The sequence below is a fragment of the Vibrio sp. B183 genome, assembly GCF_000740665.1.
Lineage (GTDB): Bacteria > Pseudomonadota > Gammaproteobacteria > Enterobacterales > Vibrionaceae > Vibrio > Vibrio coralliilyticus.
Genome location: NZ_JPQB01000018.1, coordinates 95,157 through 111,425, shown reverse-complemented (window position 1 = coordinate 111,425; position 16,269 = coordinate 95,157). Strand labels below are relative to the sequence as shown.

At 46.2% G+C, this 16,269-nt stretch carries 13 protein-coding genes and 2 tRNA genes; 4 read left to right on the top strand and 11 right to left on the bottom strand.

Annotation, left to right across the window (positions count from 1 at the left end; all coding sequences use genetic code 11):
* Nucleotides 1-15: 15 nt before the first annotated feature.
* The 8 genes from infB to ubiT form a co-directional block, all read right to left on the bottom strand.
* Nucleotides 16-2,703, bottom strand: a complete 2,688-nt coding sequence (infB, locus tag IX95_RS19855; RefSeq protein WP_019274467.1) for a translation initiation factor IF-2 — start codon at nt 2,701-2,703, stop codon at nt 16-18.
* 22 nt (nt 2,704-2,725) lie between these two features.
* On the bottom strand, nt 2,726-4,213 hold the full coding sequence (gene nusA, locus IX95_RS19850; protein WP_019274466.1) for a transcription termination factor NusA: 1,488 nt from the start codon (nt 4,211-4,213) through the stop codon (nt 2,726-2,728).
* A 24-nt stretch (nt 4,214-4,237) separates the two neighbouring features.
* Nucleotides 4,238-4,693 (bottom strand): ribosome maturation factor RimP, encoded by a 456-nt coding sequence (rimP, locus tag IX95_RS19845; RefSeq protein WP_006958050.1) that lies wholly within the window; start codon nt 4,691-4,693, stop codon nt 4,238-4,240.
* A 211-nt stretch (nt 4,694-4,904) separates the two neighbouring features.
* Nucleotides 4,905-4,981 (bottom strand) — tRNA-Met (locus IX95_RS19840).
* 55 nt (nt 4,982-5,036) lie between these two features.
* Nucleotides 5,037-5,120 (bottom strand) — tRNA-Leu (locus IX95_RS19835).
* A 15-nt stretch (nt 5,121-5,135) separates the two neighbouring features.
* The gene (secG, locus tag IX95_RS19830; protein WP_006958051.1) at nt 5,136-5,471 is read right to left on the bottom strand and encodes a preprotein translocase subunit SecG; all 336 of its coding nucleotides are present in this window, start codon (nt 5,469-5,471) and stop codon (nt 5,136-5,138) included.
* Between the two features lie 223 nt (nt 5,472-5,694).
* Nucleotides 5,695-6,198, bottom strand: a complete 504-nt coding sequence (locus tag IX95_RS19825; RefSeq protein WP_038163424.1) for a GNAT family N-acetyltransferase — start codon at nt 6,196-6,198, stop codon at nt 5,695-5,697.
* Nucleotides 6,182-6,709, bottom strand: coding sequence for a ubiquinone anaerobic biosynthesis accessory factor UbiT (gene ubiT, locus IX95_RS19820; protein WP_038163421.1), 528 nt, complete (start codon nt 6,707-6,709; stop codon nt 6,182-6,184). The genes IX95_RS19825 and ubiT overlap by 17 nt, the downstream gene beginning before the upstream one ends.
* Nucleotides 6,710-6,907: 198 nt before the next feature.
* Between ubiT and IX95_RS19815 the strand changes: the two genes are divergently transcribed.
* From IX95_RS19815 to IX95_RS19805, 3 genes are all read left to right on the top strand, one after another.
* Nucleotides 6,908-8,947 (top strand): sensor domain-containing protein, encoded by a 2,040-nt coding sequence (locus IX95_RS19815; RefSeq protein WP_038163419.1) that lies wholly within the window; start codon nt 6,908-6,910, stop codon nt 8,945-8,947.
* A gap of 127 nt (nt 8,948-9,074) precedes the next feature.
* Nucleotides 9,075-10,088 (top strand): ubiquinone anaerobic biosynthesis protein UbiU, encoded by a 1,014-nt coding sequence (gene ubiU, locus IX95_RS19810; protein ID WP_038163418.1) that lies wholly within the window; start codon nt 9,075-9,077, stop codon nt 10,086-10,088.
* A 20-nt stretch (nt 10,089-10,108) separates the two neighbouring features.
* On the top strand, nt 10,109-10,987 hold the full coding sequence (locus IX95_RS19805; protein ID WP_038163416.1) for a U32 family peptidase: 879 nt from the start codon (nt 10,109-10,111) through the stop codon (nt 10,985-10,987).
* A 70-nt stretch (nt 10,988-11,057) separates the two neighbouring features.
* Here the strand turns inward: IX95_RS19805 and lysS are convergent, their stop codons facing one another.
* The 3 genes from lysS to brnQ form a co-directional block, all read right to left on the bottom strand.
* Nucleotides 11,058-12,575, bottom strand: a complete 1,518-nt coding sequence (gene lysS, locus IX95_RS19800; RefSeq protein ID WP_006958058.1) for a lysine--tRNA ligase — start codon at nt 12,573-12,575, stop codon at nt 11,058-11,060.
* Between the two features lie 50 nt (nt 12,576-12,625).
* Nucleotides 12,626-13,724, bottom strand: a protein-coding gene (gene prfB, locus IX95_RS19795; protein ID WP_096000866.1) for a peptide chain release factor 2 whose coding sequence is annotated in 2 segments (ribosomal slippage) — nt 12,626-13,648 and nt 13,650-13,724 — 1,098 coding nt in all. Because the reading frame shifts where the segments join, the coding sequence is not laid out codon by codon here.
* A 161-nt stretch (nt 13,725-13,885) separates the two neighbouring features.
* Nucleotides 13,886-15,199, bottom strand: a complete 1,314-nt coding sequence (brnQ, locus tag IX95_RS19790; protein ID WP_006958060.1) for a branched-chain amino acid transport system II carrier protein — start codon at nt 15,197-15,199, stop codon at nt 13,886-13,888.
* 305 nt (nt 15,200-15,504) lie between these two features.
* Here brnQ and IX95_RS19785 point away from each other — a divergent pair, with 305 nt between their 5' ends.
* The gene (locus IX95_RS19785; RefSeq protein ID WP_038163413.1) at nt 15,505-16,224 is read left to right on the top strand and encodes a tRNA1(Val) (adenine(37)-N6)-methyltransferase; all 720 of its coding nucleotides are present in this window, start codon (nt 15,505-15,507) and stop codon (nt 16,222-16,224) included.
* The last annotated feature ends 45 nt before the right edge of the window (nt 16,225-16,269 follow it).

The following is a 16,269-nucleotide window of genomic DNA, read 5'->3' as shown; positions in this document are numbered from 1 at the left end:
GGTAAAGTTAGTCAATTAGTCTAGAGTACGTTTAACTTCAACAACCTCGAAGACTTCGATTTGGTCACCAACGCGAACATCATTGTAGTTCTTAACGCCGATACCACATTCGTAGCCGTTCTTAACTTCTTGAACGTCGTCTTTAAAGCGACGTAGTGACTCTAGTTCACCTTCGTAGATAACCACGTTCTCACGTAGTACACGAATAGGGTTATTACGCTTAATAGTACCTTCAGTAACCATACAACCCGCGATAGCGCCAAGTTTAGGTGACTTAAATACATCACGTACTTCTGCAAGGCCGATGATTTCTTGCTTGAATTCTGGAGCAAGCATACCGCCCATTGCTTGTTTCACTTCATCAATCAATTGGTAAATGATTGAGTAGTAGCGCAGGTCTAGGTTTTCCGTTTCGACTGCACGACGAGCTGTTGCATCAGCACGAACGTTGAAACCTAGGATGATAGCGTTAGACGCAGCTGCTAGAACGGCATCTGTTTCCGTAATACCACCAACACCAGAACCAACGATGTTCACTTTCACTTCTTCAGTAGAAAGTTTACGTAGCGAGTCTGCGATAGCTTCCACAGAACCTTGAACGTCTGCTTTAAGTACCACGTTAAGCTCAGCCACTTCACCAGCAGCCATGTTAGAGAACATGTTCTCTAGTTTCGCTTTTTGCTGACGTGCTAGTTTAACATCGCGGAATTTACCTTGACGGTAGTTTGCAACTTCACGTGCTTTACGCTCATCACGAACAACAGTCGCTTCGTCACCAGATGCTGGTACACCAGACAGACCGATGATTTCTACTGGGATAGAAGGACCCGCAGTGAAGATCTCTTGACCATTCTCGTCACGCATTGCACGAACACGGCCGTACTCTTGACCACAAAGAAGGATATCACCTTTGTTTAGAGTACCAGACTGAACCAGTACAGTGGCAACAGGACCGCGGCCTTTATCTAGGCGAGATTCAACAACCACACCAGACGCCATGCCTTCTTCTACCGCTGTAAGCTCAAGAACTTCAGATTGTAGAAGGATAGTTTCTAGCAGGCCTTCAATGTTTGTACCCTGTTTCGCAGAGATATGAACGAACATGTTCTCACCGCCCCACTCCTCAGGAATAACATCGTATTGAGCTAGCTCATTCTTAACGTTATCTGGGTTCGCGTCTTCTTTATCGATCTTGTTCACAGCAACAATCAGAGGTACACCCGCCGCTTTCGCGTGCTGGATTGCTTCGATTGTCTGCGGCATTACGCCATCGTCTGCTGCGACAACAAGAACAACGATATCTGTTGCCTGAGCACCACGAGCACGCATTGCAGTAAACGCCGCGTGTCCAGGAGTATCCAGGAAGGTGATCATGCCGTTTTCAGTTTCAACGTGGTATGCACCGATGTGCTGTGTAATACCACCAGCTTCACCTGAAGCAACGTGTGCTTTACGGATGTAGTCAAGTGTCGATGTCTTACCATGGTCAACGTGACCCATGATGGTAACAACTGGAGCACGAGGTACTGCTTCTGCATTGCTGTCACGGTCTGACAGTACAGCTTCTTCTAGCTCGTTCTCTTTACGCAGAATTACCTTGTGCCCCATTTCTTCAGCAACAAGTTGTGCTGTTTCTTGGTCGATAACCTGGTTGATCGTCGCCATTGCGCCCATCTTCATCATTACTTTGATAACTTCTGTGCCTTTTACAGACATCTTGTTAGCAAGTTCTGATACAACGATGGTTTCACCGATAACAACGTCAGCTTTCGCAACAGTAGCTGTCTTGTCGAAGCCTTGCTGCATTGATGCAGGCTTCGCCAGTTTACCTTTGTTGCGGCCTTTACCACCACGCTGGTTACGGCCGCCGCGGTTTTGATCATCGTTAGTAGAAGTTTTCTTCTTCTTCTTGCGACGACCACCTTCTTCTTTGCGGTCTGCAGCGTCTTCCGCTTCACGTGCGTATGATGAAGTCGTTACATGGTAGTCAGAGTTTTCCAACTCTTTCTTCTTCTGTTCCGCTTCAGTCCAACGAGCTTCATTTTCTTCCGCTAATTTACGCGCTTCTTCAACAAGCTTAGCCGCTTCTTGTTCTGCTTTACGTTGGGCTTCTTCTTCCTGACGACGTTTAAGTTCGTCAGCTTCTTTTTTCGCTTGCGTGTTCACTTCCGCATTTTTTGCATTCATGTCTTTCTTAGCCTTATCAGCTTGTACGCGTTTGGCTTTTTCTTCAGCGTCACGTTTTGCGTCCGCTTCTCGCTTCGCTTTTTCTTCGGCCTCGCGTTGTGCTTTCTCTGCAGCTTCACGTTTTGCTAGCTCTTCAGCCTCACGCTTCGCAAGCTCTTCAGCTTCACGCTTTGCTGCTTCCTCAGCCTCGCGGTTTGCGTCGTCTTCGATAATGCTGCGCTTCACATAAGTTCGCTTCTTGCGAACTTCTACTTGAACATCCTTACTCTTGCCGCCACCTGCGTTTACGCTAAGTGTGCTGCGAGTTTTACGCTGTAGAGTTAAGCGAGTAGGCTCAGCTTCACCAGAAGTGTCACCGTGCTCTTTCTTAAGGTGAGTCAGAAGCTTCTGCTTCTCTTCTTCAGAAACCTGATCTGTACCCGCTTTCGTCATACCGGCATCAGCAAGTTGCTCTAATAAGCGGTCCACTGGTGTACCAATTTCTTCACTCAGTGCCTTAACAGTAATTTTTGTCATGCCGCTTTCTCCTTGCTGAAAATTATGCGTCTTCGCCGAACCAACAGATGTTACGTGCTGCCATGATTAGCTCACCCGCATATTCTTCGGTTAGACCTTCAATACCTTCGAGATCATCGATACCCTGGTCAGCTAAATCTTCCAGTGTTGCTACACCTTTCGCTGCCAGTTTAAATGCCATTTCACGCTCTAGGCCTTCTAGAGCTAGTAGGTCTTCTGCAGGCTCTAAGCCTTCAAAAGATTCTTCCTGAGCCAGAGCCAGTGTAGTTAGGGCATCTTTTGCACGATTACGTAGTTCTTCGACAAGATCTTCGTCTAGACCATCGACTTCAAGCAGTTCGTTTACTGGTACGTAAGCTACCTCTTCAAGAGAAGAGAAGCCTTCTTCAACTAACAGCTGAGCGAAATCTTCTTCGATATCTAGGTACTTCATGAAGTTTTCAATTGACGCTTGAGACTCTTCTGCGTGTTTCTTCTGCAGATCTTCAACCGTCATTACGTTCAGTTCCCAACCTGTTAGTTGAGAAGCTAGACGTACGTTTTGACCGTTACGGCCAATAGCTTGTGCTAGGTTATCGGCTTCAACCGCGATATCCATTGCGTGAGCATCTTCATCAACGATGATAGAAGCTACGTCTGCTGGCGCCATTGCATTGATAACAAACTGAGCTGGGTTATCATCCCAAAGCACGATATCAATACGCTCACCGCCAAGCTCGCCAGAGACTGCCTGTACACGTGCACCACGCATACCAACACACGCACCCACAGGGTCGATACGCTTGTCGTTAGTCTTCACAGCAATCTTCGCACGAGAACCAGGATCACGAGCCGCACCTTTCAGTTCGATGATCTCTTCTGCAATTTCCGGTACTTCAACACGGAATAGCTCCGCCAGCATTTCTGGCTTAGAACGTGTGATGAATAGTTGGAAACCACGAGCTTCTGGCGCTACGCGGTACAGAAGACCACGAACGCGGTCACCCGGACGGTGGTTTTCACGAGGAAGCTGGTCATCACGTAGGATTACCGCTTCAGCATTGTTACCTAGATCAAGTACGATAGTTTCGCGGTTAACTTTCTTAACCACACCAGTAACTAGCTCACCTTCATTGTCGATGAACTGCTCAACGATCTGTGCACGTTCAGCTTCACGAACTTTCTGTACGATAACCTGCTTCGCTGTTTGCGTAGTAATACGGTCAAACGTTACTGATTCGATTTCATCTTCTACGTAGTCACCAAGCTCAATCGTCTCATCATCAAACTGTGCAGCTTCAAGAGAGATTTCTTTTGTTGGGCTTTCTACTTCTTCAACTACTAACCAACGACGGAAAGTATCGAACTCACCCGTTTTACGGTCAATTTCAACACGAACATCGATTTCGATTTCGTGTTTCTTCTTTGTAGATGTAGCTAGAGCAATCTCTAGGGCTTCAAAGATGCGCTCACGAGGTACCCCTTTTTCGTTCGATACCGCTTCTGCTACCGCTAAAATTTCTTTACTCATTTTAAATAGCCTCTAAGACCTTAATTAAAATTTAGGGATCAGGTTAGCTTTTGAAATGTTGCTTAGAGCAAACTCTTCTGCGTTGCCGTCCACAGTAACTGTTACTGTTTCACCTTCGATTGCGTGGATAACACCTTTCCACTTACGACGGTTACCAACAGCCATTTTCAAAACGATGCTTACCTCGTGACCAATAAATTGTTCATAGTGTGCTGCTTTGAAAAGTGGTCTTTCTAAACCTGGAGAAGACACTTCTAGGTTGTAAGCCACGGTGATTGGATCTTCAACGTCCATTACTGCACTAACCTGACGGCTAACTTCTGCACAGTCATCCACAGAGATGCCATTTTCATGGTCAATAAAGATACGTAGCGTTGAATGTTCGCCTGCGCGAATAAATTCTAATCCAACTAACTCATAACCTGATGCTGCTACTGGCGCTTCAAGCATTTCAGTAAGTTGTCTTTCTAAACCAGTCATTTAAACCACTCCAGAAACAAAAAAAGGGCTCAGAGCCCAATTTAAATTCCAAGCAATGTCTGAACTTCTGCAATGCAGAAATTCAGATAACAAAAAACCCCGAAAGTCGGGGTTTTTTGATGCTGGACCCTGATGTGTTAAGCAATCAAAATTTGCTTAACTCACAGTTGCTATTGCGACTGTGCAAACTTGTCCACATCCAGTAAAGGATTGGTTGCGGGGGCCGGATTTGAACCGACGACCTTCGGGTTATGAGCCCGACGAGCTACCAAGCTGCTCCACCCCGCGTCCGACTTGTCGAGCATTATACGCTCTCCAAGGTGTTTTACAAGTTTGTAAACAATGGTGCCGAGAGAGGGACTCGAACCCTCACACCTAAGGCACTAGCACCTCATGCTAGCGTGTCTACCAATTTCACCATCTCGGCAGCTAAATCTTTAGCTTATTGAGGAATTTCGTCGCCTGTTGGGGCTGGAACTTCACTCGCAGCATCATCAGCTTGCTGGATAACTTGACCTTGAGTCGGGTCAACCCACTGAGATTCAGTTTTATGGGTCGACATGTTACCTAGCACTAAGCTAAGGATGAAAAATACTGTTGCAAAAATTGCAGTCATTCGGGTTAGGAAATTACCTGAGCCGCTTGCGCCAAACACTGTGTTTGATGCGCCTGCACCGAATGAGGCTCCCATATCTGCGCCTTTACCTTGTTGAATCAGCACTAGGCCGATTACACCAACCGCTGCCAACAGGTAAATCACAAGTAGAACTGTAAACATGATTTCCACCTATGTTCCAAATTGTTGAGCCAGCGCCGCTCGAAAACTCATTTTTGATGTTTTTGAACAAGGCTAGCGACCTCCTTATCGAAGGCCGAGCAATACTAGCGAAAGGTTATTACGCTGACAAGTAGAATTTTTCAAAAAAAGACGACTTGATGGCTAAGCGGTCAAAAAAAGGACAAAAGTCATACTTTTCTTTTTACTTGCCAGTACATTTTGTCTAAAACGCTGAAAACTCAGGGCTGTATTTAATTCGGCCACTGCGTTCGGTAAACTCATTCTCTGCCAGTGCTAACACTTGAAATGCGCCAGCAGGCGCTTCCCACTGACAACAAAAGCTGTACTTTTCACTCGCTTCAAAGCCAAAGCGAGAATAATACTCAGGTTCACCCAGTACCACACAAGCCGGGTAGCCAAACTCTTTTAGCGATTCCAGCCCTTCCTTAACTAACTCTGCCGCCAGACCTTGTCGGCGGTAGTCTGCTTTTATAGCGAGTGGAGCCAAGCCCTGCCAGTTTAAGTCTTCACCATTTAATGTAACTGGACTGAACATGACGTGCCCAATCACTTCTCCTTCATCATTACAGGCAACCAATGATAAGGTTCTACGTCCGTTCTCTCTTAGCCTCATCACTAAATCCGCTTCAGTTTCTGTTTCAAAAGCAGACTTCAGTAGCCTGTCGACGGCAAGAATGTCAGCCGGAGCTTCAGTTCGAATAAGCATTGATAACCTCACTTTGTGCGAGTGGCGATTGTAACCCTTTCTGCACAAAATCGGCTAGTTGATTTAATAGTGTTTGCAACGGTTTCGGCAGCTGCTCTAAATCGACACTGTCCATCAAATTCTTTATCTCTAACCCCAGCTCCGTATCTCCTTCTATAGACAAGCGGCGCTGGAAGAACAAAGTATCAGGATCTTCTTTTCGCCCAGCAATCAAAACCAGATCATTGAGATTGCCTCGAAAAGCAACGTCTTCTTTAGCGGCTGAATCCGCAACCATCAACTGGCTATCTTGGTAACTAACATACCAACTTAGCTGCATATCTTTTATCTCAATTTTCAGCCACTTACCTTCTAGAAATTCAAAATCACCATCCTCAAGAGACTCTCTAAAAACGCTTTTTAGCCCCTCTAACAAGACTTTTTTTTGTACACTTTTAGGTAATAAGTGGACTGGAGATCGCAAAATTGATGCGGCATTTTCAACTAGCTGGGTGCGAATCTTGTTAATCACGAGCGTTATCCGTTACTTTGTAAATAGGATACTCATCATAATGGATGATGATGGAGCGATTCCTGTTGTGTATCAAAAAATTAGTCTGATACCGCTAGCCCTTTAATCTAGCGGCAATCACAGTTATAGTTATTGGTATCGCTTCTATTCACAGCTCTGTGACTCGTATTGCTCTTTGGAGAGTCGGTAATACCCTTGATGCTTTCGCAACAACTACAGCATTGGTTCACGAAGATAACGGCGAACAGCCCGTTTTTTTTCGCCATTTTGGATAGCCAGCATAACTATGCCATGGTTAATGGTCGCTATTGCGATATCGCAGGCCTATCCAACCAAGAACTGATCGGTATGAGCGATACGCAAACCTTAGGTAAGCATTTCTATAACCAACTCAAGCCCTACTATGAGCGTGCCTTCAACGGAGAATCCCTCGAAGCAGAAATCACGCTGAACGAAATTGACCTCGAAACCAGTCTGCATTTCAGCTTAGCCCCCATCGAAATCGACAAAAAAATTGAATACGTTGCCTTTCATGCGGTCGACACATCAGAAAAACATATTCTGGTTCGTTCTTTAGAAGAATCAGAAGGTAAGTTCTCAACACTCACCACTTTGTTGCCTGATGGCTTGCTACTGGTCGAAGAGGATTGCATCATATCTGCCAACCCTGCGGCAGTGCGTTTGCTCGGTTTTGAAGATAACAGTGATTTGTTAGGTGAAGAACTTTCCCGCCTATTTGTCGATGAGAAAACCAAAACGGTTTTCAGTAAATCGCTCAGCAGTTCACTGGCGAAAGCACCTTTGACCTGTCTGACTGGCCCAAGATGTGGCTTCGAGCGCCGTGTTCAGCTCCACGCTGATGACGCGATGGTACTAGGCAGCAATACTCAATTGGTGCTGATTCAAGATGCCGATGAAACTCCAAAACACTTGAGTAACAAGCCGTTAGAAGATGCACACATTGATTCTTTAACTGGCCTCTACAATCGTTTTGGTTTTACCAAACGTCTAGAGCAGTTCATTCATAATGAAACACCACTGTTACTGCTCTACCTCGATATCGATAATTTCAAGAACATCAACGACTCTTTAGGTCACCATATTGGTGATAAAGTGATTAAAGAAGTGTCATCTCGTCTTAAGCGTCTTTTACCGCAACATGCGGTAGTAGGGCATTTAGGAGGCGATGAATTTGGCCTGATATTGCCGGAACCAGAAAACAATCGAATGGCGGAGATTCTTGCTGAACGCATAATCTCACTCATTAACCAGCCATTTGATCTGCACCATTTCAGCAAACGCTTAGCGTGTTCTATCGGCAGTGTGACGTATCCGGGAGATGGAAATGACGCACGTATTCTGCTGCAAAACGCCGACACCGCGATGTACGAAGCCAAAGACCGGGGCCGTAATCGTCTAATTAAGTTCAATGATCAGATGAACAAAGAAGCGCGTATGCGTTTATGGTTGGAAATTGAACTACAAAAAGCCTTACAACAGAATGGCTTAGAAGTGTGGTACCAGCCTAAGGTCAACGCTCGTGACTTCAGCATTAATGGCGCAGAAGCCCTTATCCGCTGGAAACATCCCGTGGAAGGTTACATTAGCCCTGGCGCTTTTATCCCTGTCGCCGAGCGAGCAGGCTTGATTGAACATCTGGGTCGAGTGGTCATGCGAGAAGTTTTCAGCACGGTCAAGCGTTGGAAACTTCAAGGTATTCTGCCGGGGCGCGTCGCGATAAACCTTTCTCCAGAGCAATTTGGCAATCCAAAACTGATCGATTATATGGAGAAGTTACTGCGTACTACAGAGCTTGATCCTAACTGCATCACGTTTGAGCTGACCGAAAGTGCCGTAATGAGCGACAGTGAACACACGCTGCAAATACTCAACGCCATTAAAAAACTGGGCTTTGCTTTATCGATTGACGACTTTGGTACCGGCTACTCATCACTTTCTTATCTCGCCCGCTTCCCGATAGATGAGCTTAAGATTGACCGCGCGTTCATCAATGACATCGATACGCTACCGAAACAGGTGACAGTAATCGAAAACATCATTAATCTGGGTAAATCGCTTAACCTGACAGTGGTCGCAGAAGGGGTCGAAACCCAGCAACAAGCGACTCTGCTCTCTAACCTCAATTGTAATTCGATTCAGGGCTTCCATTTCTATCGCCCGCAACCAAAGCAAGAAGTCGAAGAGCTATTTGCTCAGCATCGTCGCCACAAAAACTGATTGCAACTCACTCTAAATGAGTATTTGACTCAGAAACTTACCTAAACCTGCCTTACATCAAACTTGCCGTTCATATTCCTTCATAAAATGCGGAGCAATTTTTCGCAAAGACAGATTGGAAGGCGCAATGGAACTCCTCTGCCCTGCAGGTAACTTACCTGCTCTCAAAACAGCCATCGACTGCGGTGCTGACGCTGTATATATCGGCTTCAAAGACGATACCAATGCGCGCCATTTCGCAGGTCTTAACTTCACTGGCAAAAAACTGGACAAAGCGGTTCAGTACGTCCATGACCATAAGAAAAAAATTCACGTCGCGCTGAATACCTTCGCTCATCCAGATGGGTTTGAGCGTTGGACTGACGCTGTCGATCGCGCCGCCCAAAGTGGCATTGATGCGTTAATCATTGCTGATATCGCCGTACTGGATTACGCCGCCAACAAATACCCTGAACTCGAACTGCATTTGTCGGTTCAGGCATCGGCGACCAATGTCGCTGCAATCGACTTCTATAAACGGAACTTCAATGTTAAACGCGTGGTACTGCCGCGTGTGCTGTCTATCCATCAGGTCAAACAGCTGTCACGCAACATTCCGCAAGATGTCGACCTAGAAGTGTTCGCCTTCGGCAGCTTGTGCATTATGTCTGAAGGCCGCTGTTACCTTTCTTCGTACATGACGGGCGAGTCTCCCAATACCGTTGGCGCCTGCTCGCCTGCGAAATTTGTTCGTTGGCAGGAGACAGACAAAGGACTGGAATCTCGGCTCAATAACATTCTGATTGATCGCTATAGTGACGGAGAAAATGCTGGCTACCCCACTTTATGTAAGGGACGATTCACAGCAGAGTTAGACGAGCACACTCAGGCTTATCACGCATTGGAAGAGCCCACCAGCCTCAACACACTCTCTATGTTGCCTGACTTGTTTGCCGCAAATGTAGCTTCTGTAAAAATCGAAGGCCGTCAACGAAGTCCCGCTTATGTCGAGCAAGTGACTCGTACCTGGCGTGCAGCTATCGACCGCTACTTAGCCAACCCTGAAGCTTATCAAGTTGAAGCGGCCTGGGATGCTGCGCTGGCTAACGTATCAGAAGGCACTCAGACAACCCTCGGTGCTTACCACCGTAAATGGCAGTAAAGTACAGAAAGGAAAACACGATGAAATACGCCCTTGGCCCCCTGCTTTACTTCTGGCCTAAGCAAGATGTTGAAGAGTTTTATCTGCAGGCTGCATCCAGCTCCGCCGACATCATTTATCTTGGCGAGAGCGTTTGTTCCAAACGCCGAGAAATGAAACCTGCACATTGGATCGATATTGCGAAATCGCTCAGTCAGTCCGGCAAACAAGTGGTTCTGTCTACCATGGCGCTGCTTGAAGCGCCTAGTGAAGTCAACATCATGAAGAAGTACATTGATAATGGCGAATTCGCTATCGAAGCCAACGATGTCTCTGCCATTCAGCTAGCCTCTGAACACAAGGTTCCGTTTGTCGTCGGCCCTGCGGTGAATACCTACAACGCACACACGCTGAAATTATTTCTTAAACAGGGTATGACGCGCTGGTGTATGCCAGTCGAGCTATCTAGAGAATGGTTAGGTAATGTACTTAACCAATGTGATGAAATTGGTATTAAAGGCAAGTTTGAAGTCGAGGTATTCAGCCATGGCTATTTGCCACTGGCCTACTCTGCTCGCTGCTTCACTGCTCGTGCTGAAAATCGTGCTAAAGACGATTGCGAAACTTGCTGTATCAAATACCCAACAGGCATCAAGGTCAGCAGTCAGGAAGGTCAGCAAGTGTTTAACCTCAACGGCATTCAGACTCAATCAGGATATTGCTACAACCTGATCAATGACTTGCCAAATATGAAGGGATTGGTCGATGTCGTTCGCCTCAGCCCACTTGGCATCGAAACCCTCTCAGAATTAAACCATTTTCGGGCTAACGAATCTGGGCAAAGTCCGATGAAAATTGATAGCCGCCAATGTAACGGTTACTGGCATCAGCTCGCCGGGCTGGAAGTAAAAAACCTCTGATCTTTACATCATAAAAAAGGCCGATATCACCTCAGTGATATCGGCCTTTTCGCTGTTTTTACACTAGCAATTAAGCTTGTGGACGCATGGCTGGGAATAGAATCACGTCACGGATAGTGTGCGTGTTAGTAAACAGCATCGCTAGACGATCGATACCGATACCTTGACCTGCCGTTGGCGGTAAGCCGTGCTCAAGTGCTGTGATGTAGTCCGCATCGTAGTACATAGCTTCATCATCACCTGCATCTTTCGCATCAACCTGTGCTTTAAAGCGTGCATCTTGGTCTTCTGCATCGTTAAGCTCTGAGAAGCCATTCGCCACTTCACGGCCACCGATGAAGAACTCGAAGCGGTCTGTGAAGAATGGGTTGTCATCGCTGCGACGAGCAAGAGGAGAAATATCCGCTGGGTAACCAGTGATGAACGTTGGTTGGATTAGCTGAGGTTCAGCAGTCTCACCAAAGATCTCTTCTAGAAGCTGACCGCATGTCCAGAACGTTTCTACTTCCACGTGTACCGATTTTGCGATAGCAACCATCTTGTCACGGTTAGTAAGATCTTGTTCTGTTAGCGCTTGGATCTCAGCGTGCTCTGGGTTGTAGTGTTTGATTGCTTCAAACATGCTCATGCGAGCGTACTTACCACCAAACTCAACTGTTTCGTCACCGTAAGGCATAGACGTTGAACCTAAAACGTCCATTGCAACTGTGCTTAGCATCTCTTCAGTCAGATCCATTAGATCTTTGTAGTCAGAGTACGCTTGGTAGAATTCCATCATAGTGAATTCTGGGTTGTGACGTGGCGATAGACCTTCGTTACGGAAGTTACGGTTGATCTCGAATACGCGGTCAAAACCACCAACCACTAGACGCTTCAGGTAAAGCTCTGGAGCAACACGCAGGTACATATCGATGTCTAGTGCGTTGTGGTGAGTGATGAATGGACGAGCCGTTGCACCACCAGGGATCACGTGCATCATTGGCGTTTCCACTTCTAGGTAGCCTTTTGAGCTCATGAAGTTACGAATAGCCGATACCAGCTTAGAACGGATGATGAACGCTTCACGTGAATCTTGGTTGACGATCAGGTCAACATAACGCTGACGGTAACGCATCTCTTGGTCAGTCAGGCCGTGGAATTTCTCTGGAAGTGGACGAAGTGCTTTCGTTAGCAGCTCGTAAGATTCCATGTTCACGTAAAGGTCGCCTTTACCTGACTTGTGAAGAGCACCTTTCACACCGATGATGTCACCGATATCTAGGCCTTGGTACTTCTCTTTCAGCTCTTTTTGAACATCTTTTGCAGCGTAGGCTTGGATACGACCAGAGGTTTCTTGAATCGCTAGGAAAGGACCACGCTTAGCCATAACACGGCCCGCGATAGCCACAACATGGTTTAGCTCTTCTAGCTCTTCTTTCGTCTTTTCACCGAATTCCGCTTGAAGATCGCCAGCTAGGTGCTCACGACGGAAGTCATTTGGGTGGCCGTTTGCTTTGCAGCTCTGACGAATATGATCCAGTTTAGCGCGGCGCTCAGCAATCAGCTTATTCTCTTCTTGTACATTGTCGTTTTGAACAGCATCAGTCATTTTTGATGTATCCTGTCTTTCTTTATGAAAATAGTTTTTCGGTGAAAAGCTTACAGGCCTGATTTCAGGCTAGCTTCGATAAATTTGTCTAGGTCGCCGTCAAGAACCGCTTGAGTGTTGCGGTTTTCAACGCTAGTACGCAGATCTTTGATGCGCGAGTCATCCAGTACGTATGAACGAATCTGACTACCCCAACCGATGTCTGACTTAGCGTCTTCATTGGCTTGCTTCTCTGCATTTTGCTTTTGAATCTCTAATTCAAATAGCTTCGCACGAAGCTGTTTCATCGCCTGATCTTTGTTCTTGTGCTGAGAACGATCATTCTGACACTGAACCACAGTATTGGTTGGAACGTGCGTAATACGTACCGCCGATTCCGTGGTGTTAACGTGCTGACCACCCGCACCGGATGCACGGTATACGTCAATACGTAGATCAGAAGGGTTAATGTCGATATCGATGTTGTCATCAATCTCTGGGTAGATAAACGCAGAAGCAAACGATGTATGACGACGGCCACTTGAATCGAATGGCGATTTACGAACCAAGCGATGAACACCTGTTTCCGTACGTAGCCAACCATAAGCGTATTCGCCAGAGATCTTAACCGTTGCACCTTTAAGACCAGCAACTTCACCTTCAGAGACCTCGATCACTTCCGTCTTAAAGCCTTTTGCTTCAGCCCAACGTAAGTACATGCGTAGCATCATCGATGTCCAGTCTTGCGCTTCTGTACCACCAGAGCCTGACTGTAGATCAATGTAGCAGTCAGATGCATCATGGTCGCCAGAGAACATACGACGGAATTCGAGCTTTTCTAGCTTAGCTTCAAGCTCAGCAAGCTCTGGCTCAATTTCATCGAAGGTTTCTTGATCTTCTTCTTCAACCGCAAGCTCTAGAAGACCATCAACGTCTTCCACACCTTGCTCAAGTTGGTCAATCGTTTCCACAACCGCTTCTAGGGCAGAACGCTCTTTGCCTAGCGCTTGCGCACGCTCAGGTTCGTTCCACACATCCGGTTGTTCTAGTTCTGCGTTGACTTCTTCTAGACGCTCTTGCTTAGCGTCATAGTCAAAGATACCCCCTCAGGACATTAGTGCGCTCAGACACGTCCTTAAGGCGGTTTTTAATAGGATTGATTTCAAACATGTTTGCTCAACATTTATGAGTAGAATTTAACCGAAGAATTGTACTGAAAAGTGTGACGAAGATACAGGAATTTTTTGCACTGCAACCTGCCGACGATTCAACGAAAAATCCCCTGTCACACGAGGCATGACAGGGGATTTTTATCTATTGAGCGTTTCAGCTTAAGCCGCTTCTTCTGCTAGCTCCGATTGAGCTGATTTTCCAATGAAAAACATGCAGATCATCGCAGCAATTGTTGGTAGCAACCAACCCATGCCAATATCGAACAGCGGTAGCATATTCAGCGCAGACACATCCACACCCGCTACTTTTGCTGCATCAATCAGAGCAAACAGCAGTGACACAAGGATAACAACACGGTAAGCCACTTGTGGGTTTGGTAGCATCTTGCGAATAAATGTCAGTGCAACCAAAGCGATAGCCACTGGGTATAGCGCGAATAGCACAGGAACAGACAAAGCAATCAGTTGAGAAAGGCCAACATTCGCGACCACTGCACACGCCACACCGTTAACCACAACCCAAGTTTTGTAGGACACTGGAGTCAGCGAGCTAAAGTAATCAGAACACGCTGAGATAATACCGATAGCCGTCGTTAAACACGCAAGAAGCACAATCACTGACAATACAATTTGACCATATGGGCCGAACAGAGATTGAACGTACACGCTAAGAATCACACCACCATTGTCTGCGCCAGCAGCCACAGCCGCACTGGTTGCACCTAGGTAGAACAAAGAGACGTAAACGAAAGCCAAACCAGCAGCAGCAACACATGCGGCTCTGATTAGGTATTTTGCGGTCGCTTTTTGATCAGAAATGCCTTTTTGACGAAGTGCATCGACGATAAGCCCACCAAACATCAACGAGGCAAAGGTATCCATGGTGTTATAACCTTCAAGGAAACCTTTTTGCAGTGGGTGTGTCAGGTATTCACCTTGTGCTGCGATCATTTCACCTTGAGGGTCGATAAACACAGCGACAGCAAGCACAATCAAGCCTAAGAAAAGTACTGGAGTCAGTACTTTACCGATCACATCAATCAGCTTGCCTTGTGACCAAGCAAAAGACATGGCCACAGCAAAGAACAAGATAGAAAAAATCGTCAGGTGCGATTGAGCCGCATCAACAAAAAATGGCTTTACCGCCATTTCGTAAGCCACTAAACCTGTGCGCGGCGCGGCAAATGCAGGACCGATAATGATAAAGATCAGTACCGCTATGGTCATCGCCACGCGTTTAGGCAAGTCTTTGGTGAGATGATCCCAAGAACCACCGGCAACGGCGATAGCAACGATAGTAATAAGAGGGAGGCCTACCGCCGTTAGAAGAAAACCTGTCATAGCAGGTACGAGATTCTCACCTGCAAGCTGTCCTGCTAGTGGTGGGAAAATAATGTTACCTGCACCTAAGAAGAAAGCGAAAAGCATAAAGCCTACCGCGATAATATCTGTTAATTTTAAAGTCTGATTCACAAGAGACCCTTTAATTATTTTGATTGATGTTGTGCATGCTGAGCAGTCCGAGTTGGCTACCCAATCTATAAATTTGGAGGCGAATAATGACGAAACACACACCCAACCGCAACCCTAGGGCAAAAAACACCATATAAATTTATACTTTCAATCAAAAACCAGTGATATCAACTATAACAAAGGAATTAATCAGTTTAATATCTGGATCAATAAATCAAACAAATGCAACATAGATAGAACAAAAGACCATACAAAGATCCAACAATAGACTTAATCACTCAATTAATAACCACATGCAGAATAAAATGAAAAACACCCAATCCAAGACAAAAGACTTTTCATTCAAGCAGTTTAAAATTGCTGGTGGTTACTCGGGTATGCCTGTCAGCACCGATGGCGTCTTACTCGGTGCGTGGTGCGGCATTAAACAAGCGAATACCCTTTTAGATATTGGAACAGGCACAGGTTTATTGGCTTTAATGTGTGCACAGCGAAACCCTGACTGTGTCATTGACGCGATCGATATTGATCAGCACGCGTTGCAGGCCGCGAAAGAGAACTTCACCTCTTCTCCTTGGTCTTCCCGACTAACACTACTGGAAGGCGACGTGCTCAACTTTCCATTCGGAACACGCTATGACGCTATTGTATGTAATCCGCCGTATTTCAATTCAGGAGAGCACGCCCAAAACCAGCAACGAGCGACCGCAAGGCATACCTTAACCTTGAGCCACGAAGCTTTGCTTGAACGCTGTTTTAAGTTACTGAGCGCTGAGGGCCAGGCTTGGTTTGTCCTCCCAGAAGCAGAAGGACGTATGTTTATCTCCTTGGCAGAAACACTTGGTTGGCATCTGGCGGGTTTATGTGAAGTACAGCCAACAGCCAAGAAACCCGTTGGCCGCTTGCTGATTCAACTTAGCCAATACACATCAAACGCCAAGATAGAAAAACTGATAATTCAAAAGGATAATGGCTACAGCGATGAATTCGTCGCATTAACTAAAGCGTTTTATTTAAAGATGTAGAAATTAAGGTGTGATCCTTATCACCGAACCCTCTATAATACGTCC

Bases quoted from the DNA above. Each gene is read 5' to 3' on its own strand.
- lysS (WP_006958058.1), bottom strand. From the start codon at position 12,575: ATGACTGATGCTGTTCAAAACGACAATGTACAAGAAGAGAATAAGCTG.
- secG (WP_006958051.1), bottom strand. From the start codon at position 5,471: ATGTTTACAGTTCTACTTGTGATTTACCTGTTGGCAGCGGTTGGTGTA.
- IX95_RS19785 (WP_038163413.1), top strand. From the start codon at position 15,505: ATGAAAAACACCCAATCCAAGACAAAAGACTTTTCATTCAAGCAGTTT.
- infB (WP_019274467.1), bottom strand. From the start codon at position 2,703: ATGACAAAAATTACTGTTAAGGCACTGAGTGAAGAAATTGGTACACCA.
- rimP (WP_006958050.1), bottom strand. From the start codon at position 4,693: ATGACTGGTTTAGAAAGACAACTTACTGAAATGCTTGAAGCGCCAGTA.
- IX95_RS19815 (WP_038163419.1), top strand. From the start codon at position 6,908: ATGCTTTCGCAACAACTACAGCATTGGTTCACGAAGATAACGGCGAAC.
- nusA (WP_019274466.1), bottom strand. From the start codon at position 4,213: ATGAGTAAAGAAATTTTAGCGGTAGCAGAAGCGGTATCGAACGAAAAA.
- ubiU (WP_038163418.1), top strand. From the start codon at position 9,075: ATGGAACTCCTCTGCCCTGCAGGTAACTTACCTGCTCTCAAAACAGCC.
- IX95_RS19805 (WP_038163416.1), top strand. From the start codon at position 10,109: ATGAAATACGCCCTTGGCCCCCTGCTTTACTTCTGGCCTAAGCAAGAT.
- IX95_RS19825 (WP_038163424.1), bottom strand. From the start codon at position 6,198: ATGCTTATTCGAACTGAAGCTCCGGCTGACATTCTTGCCGTCGACAGG.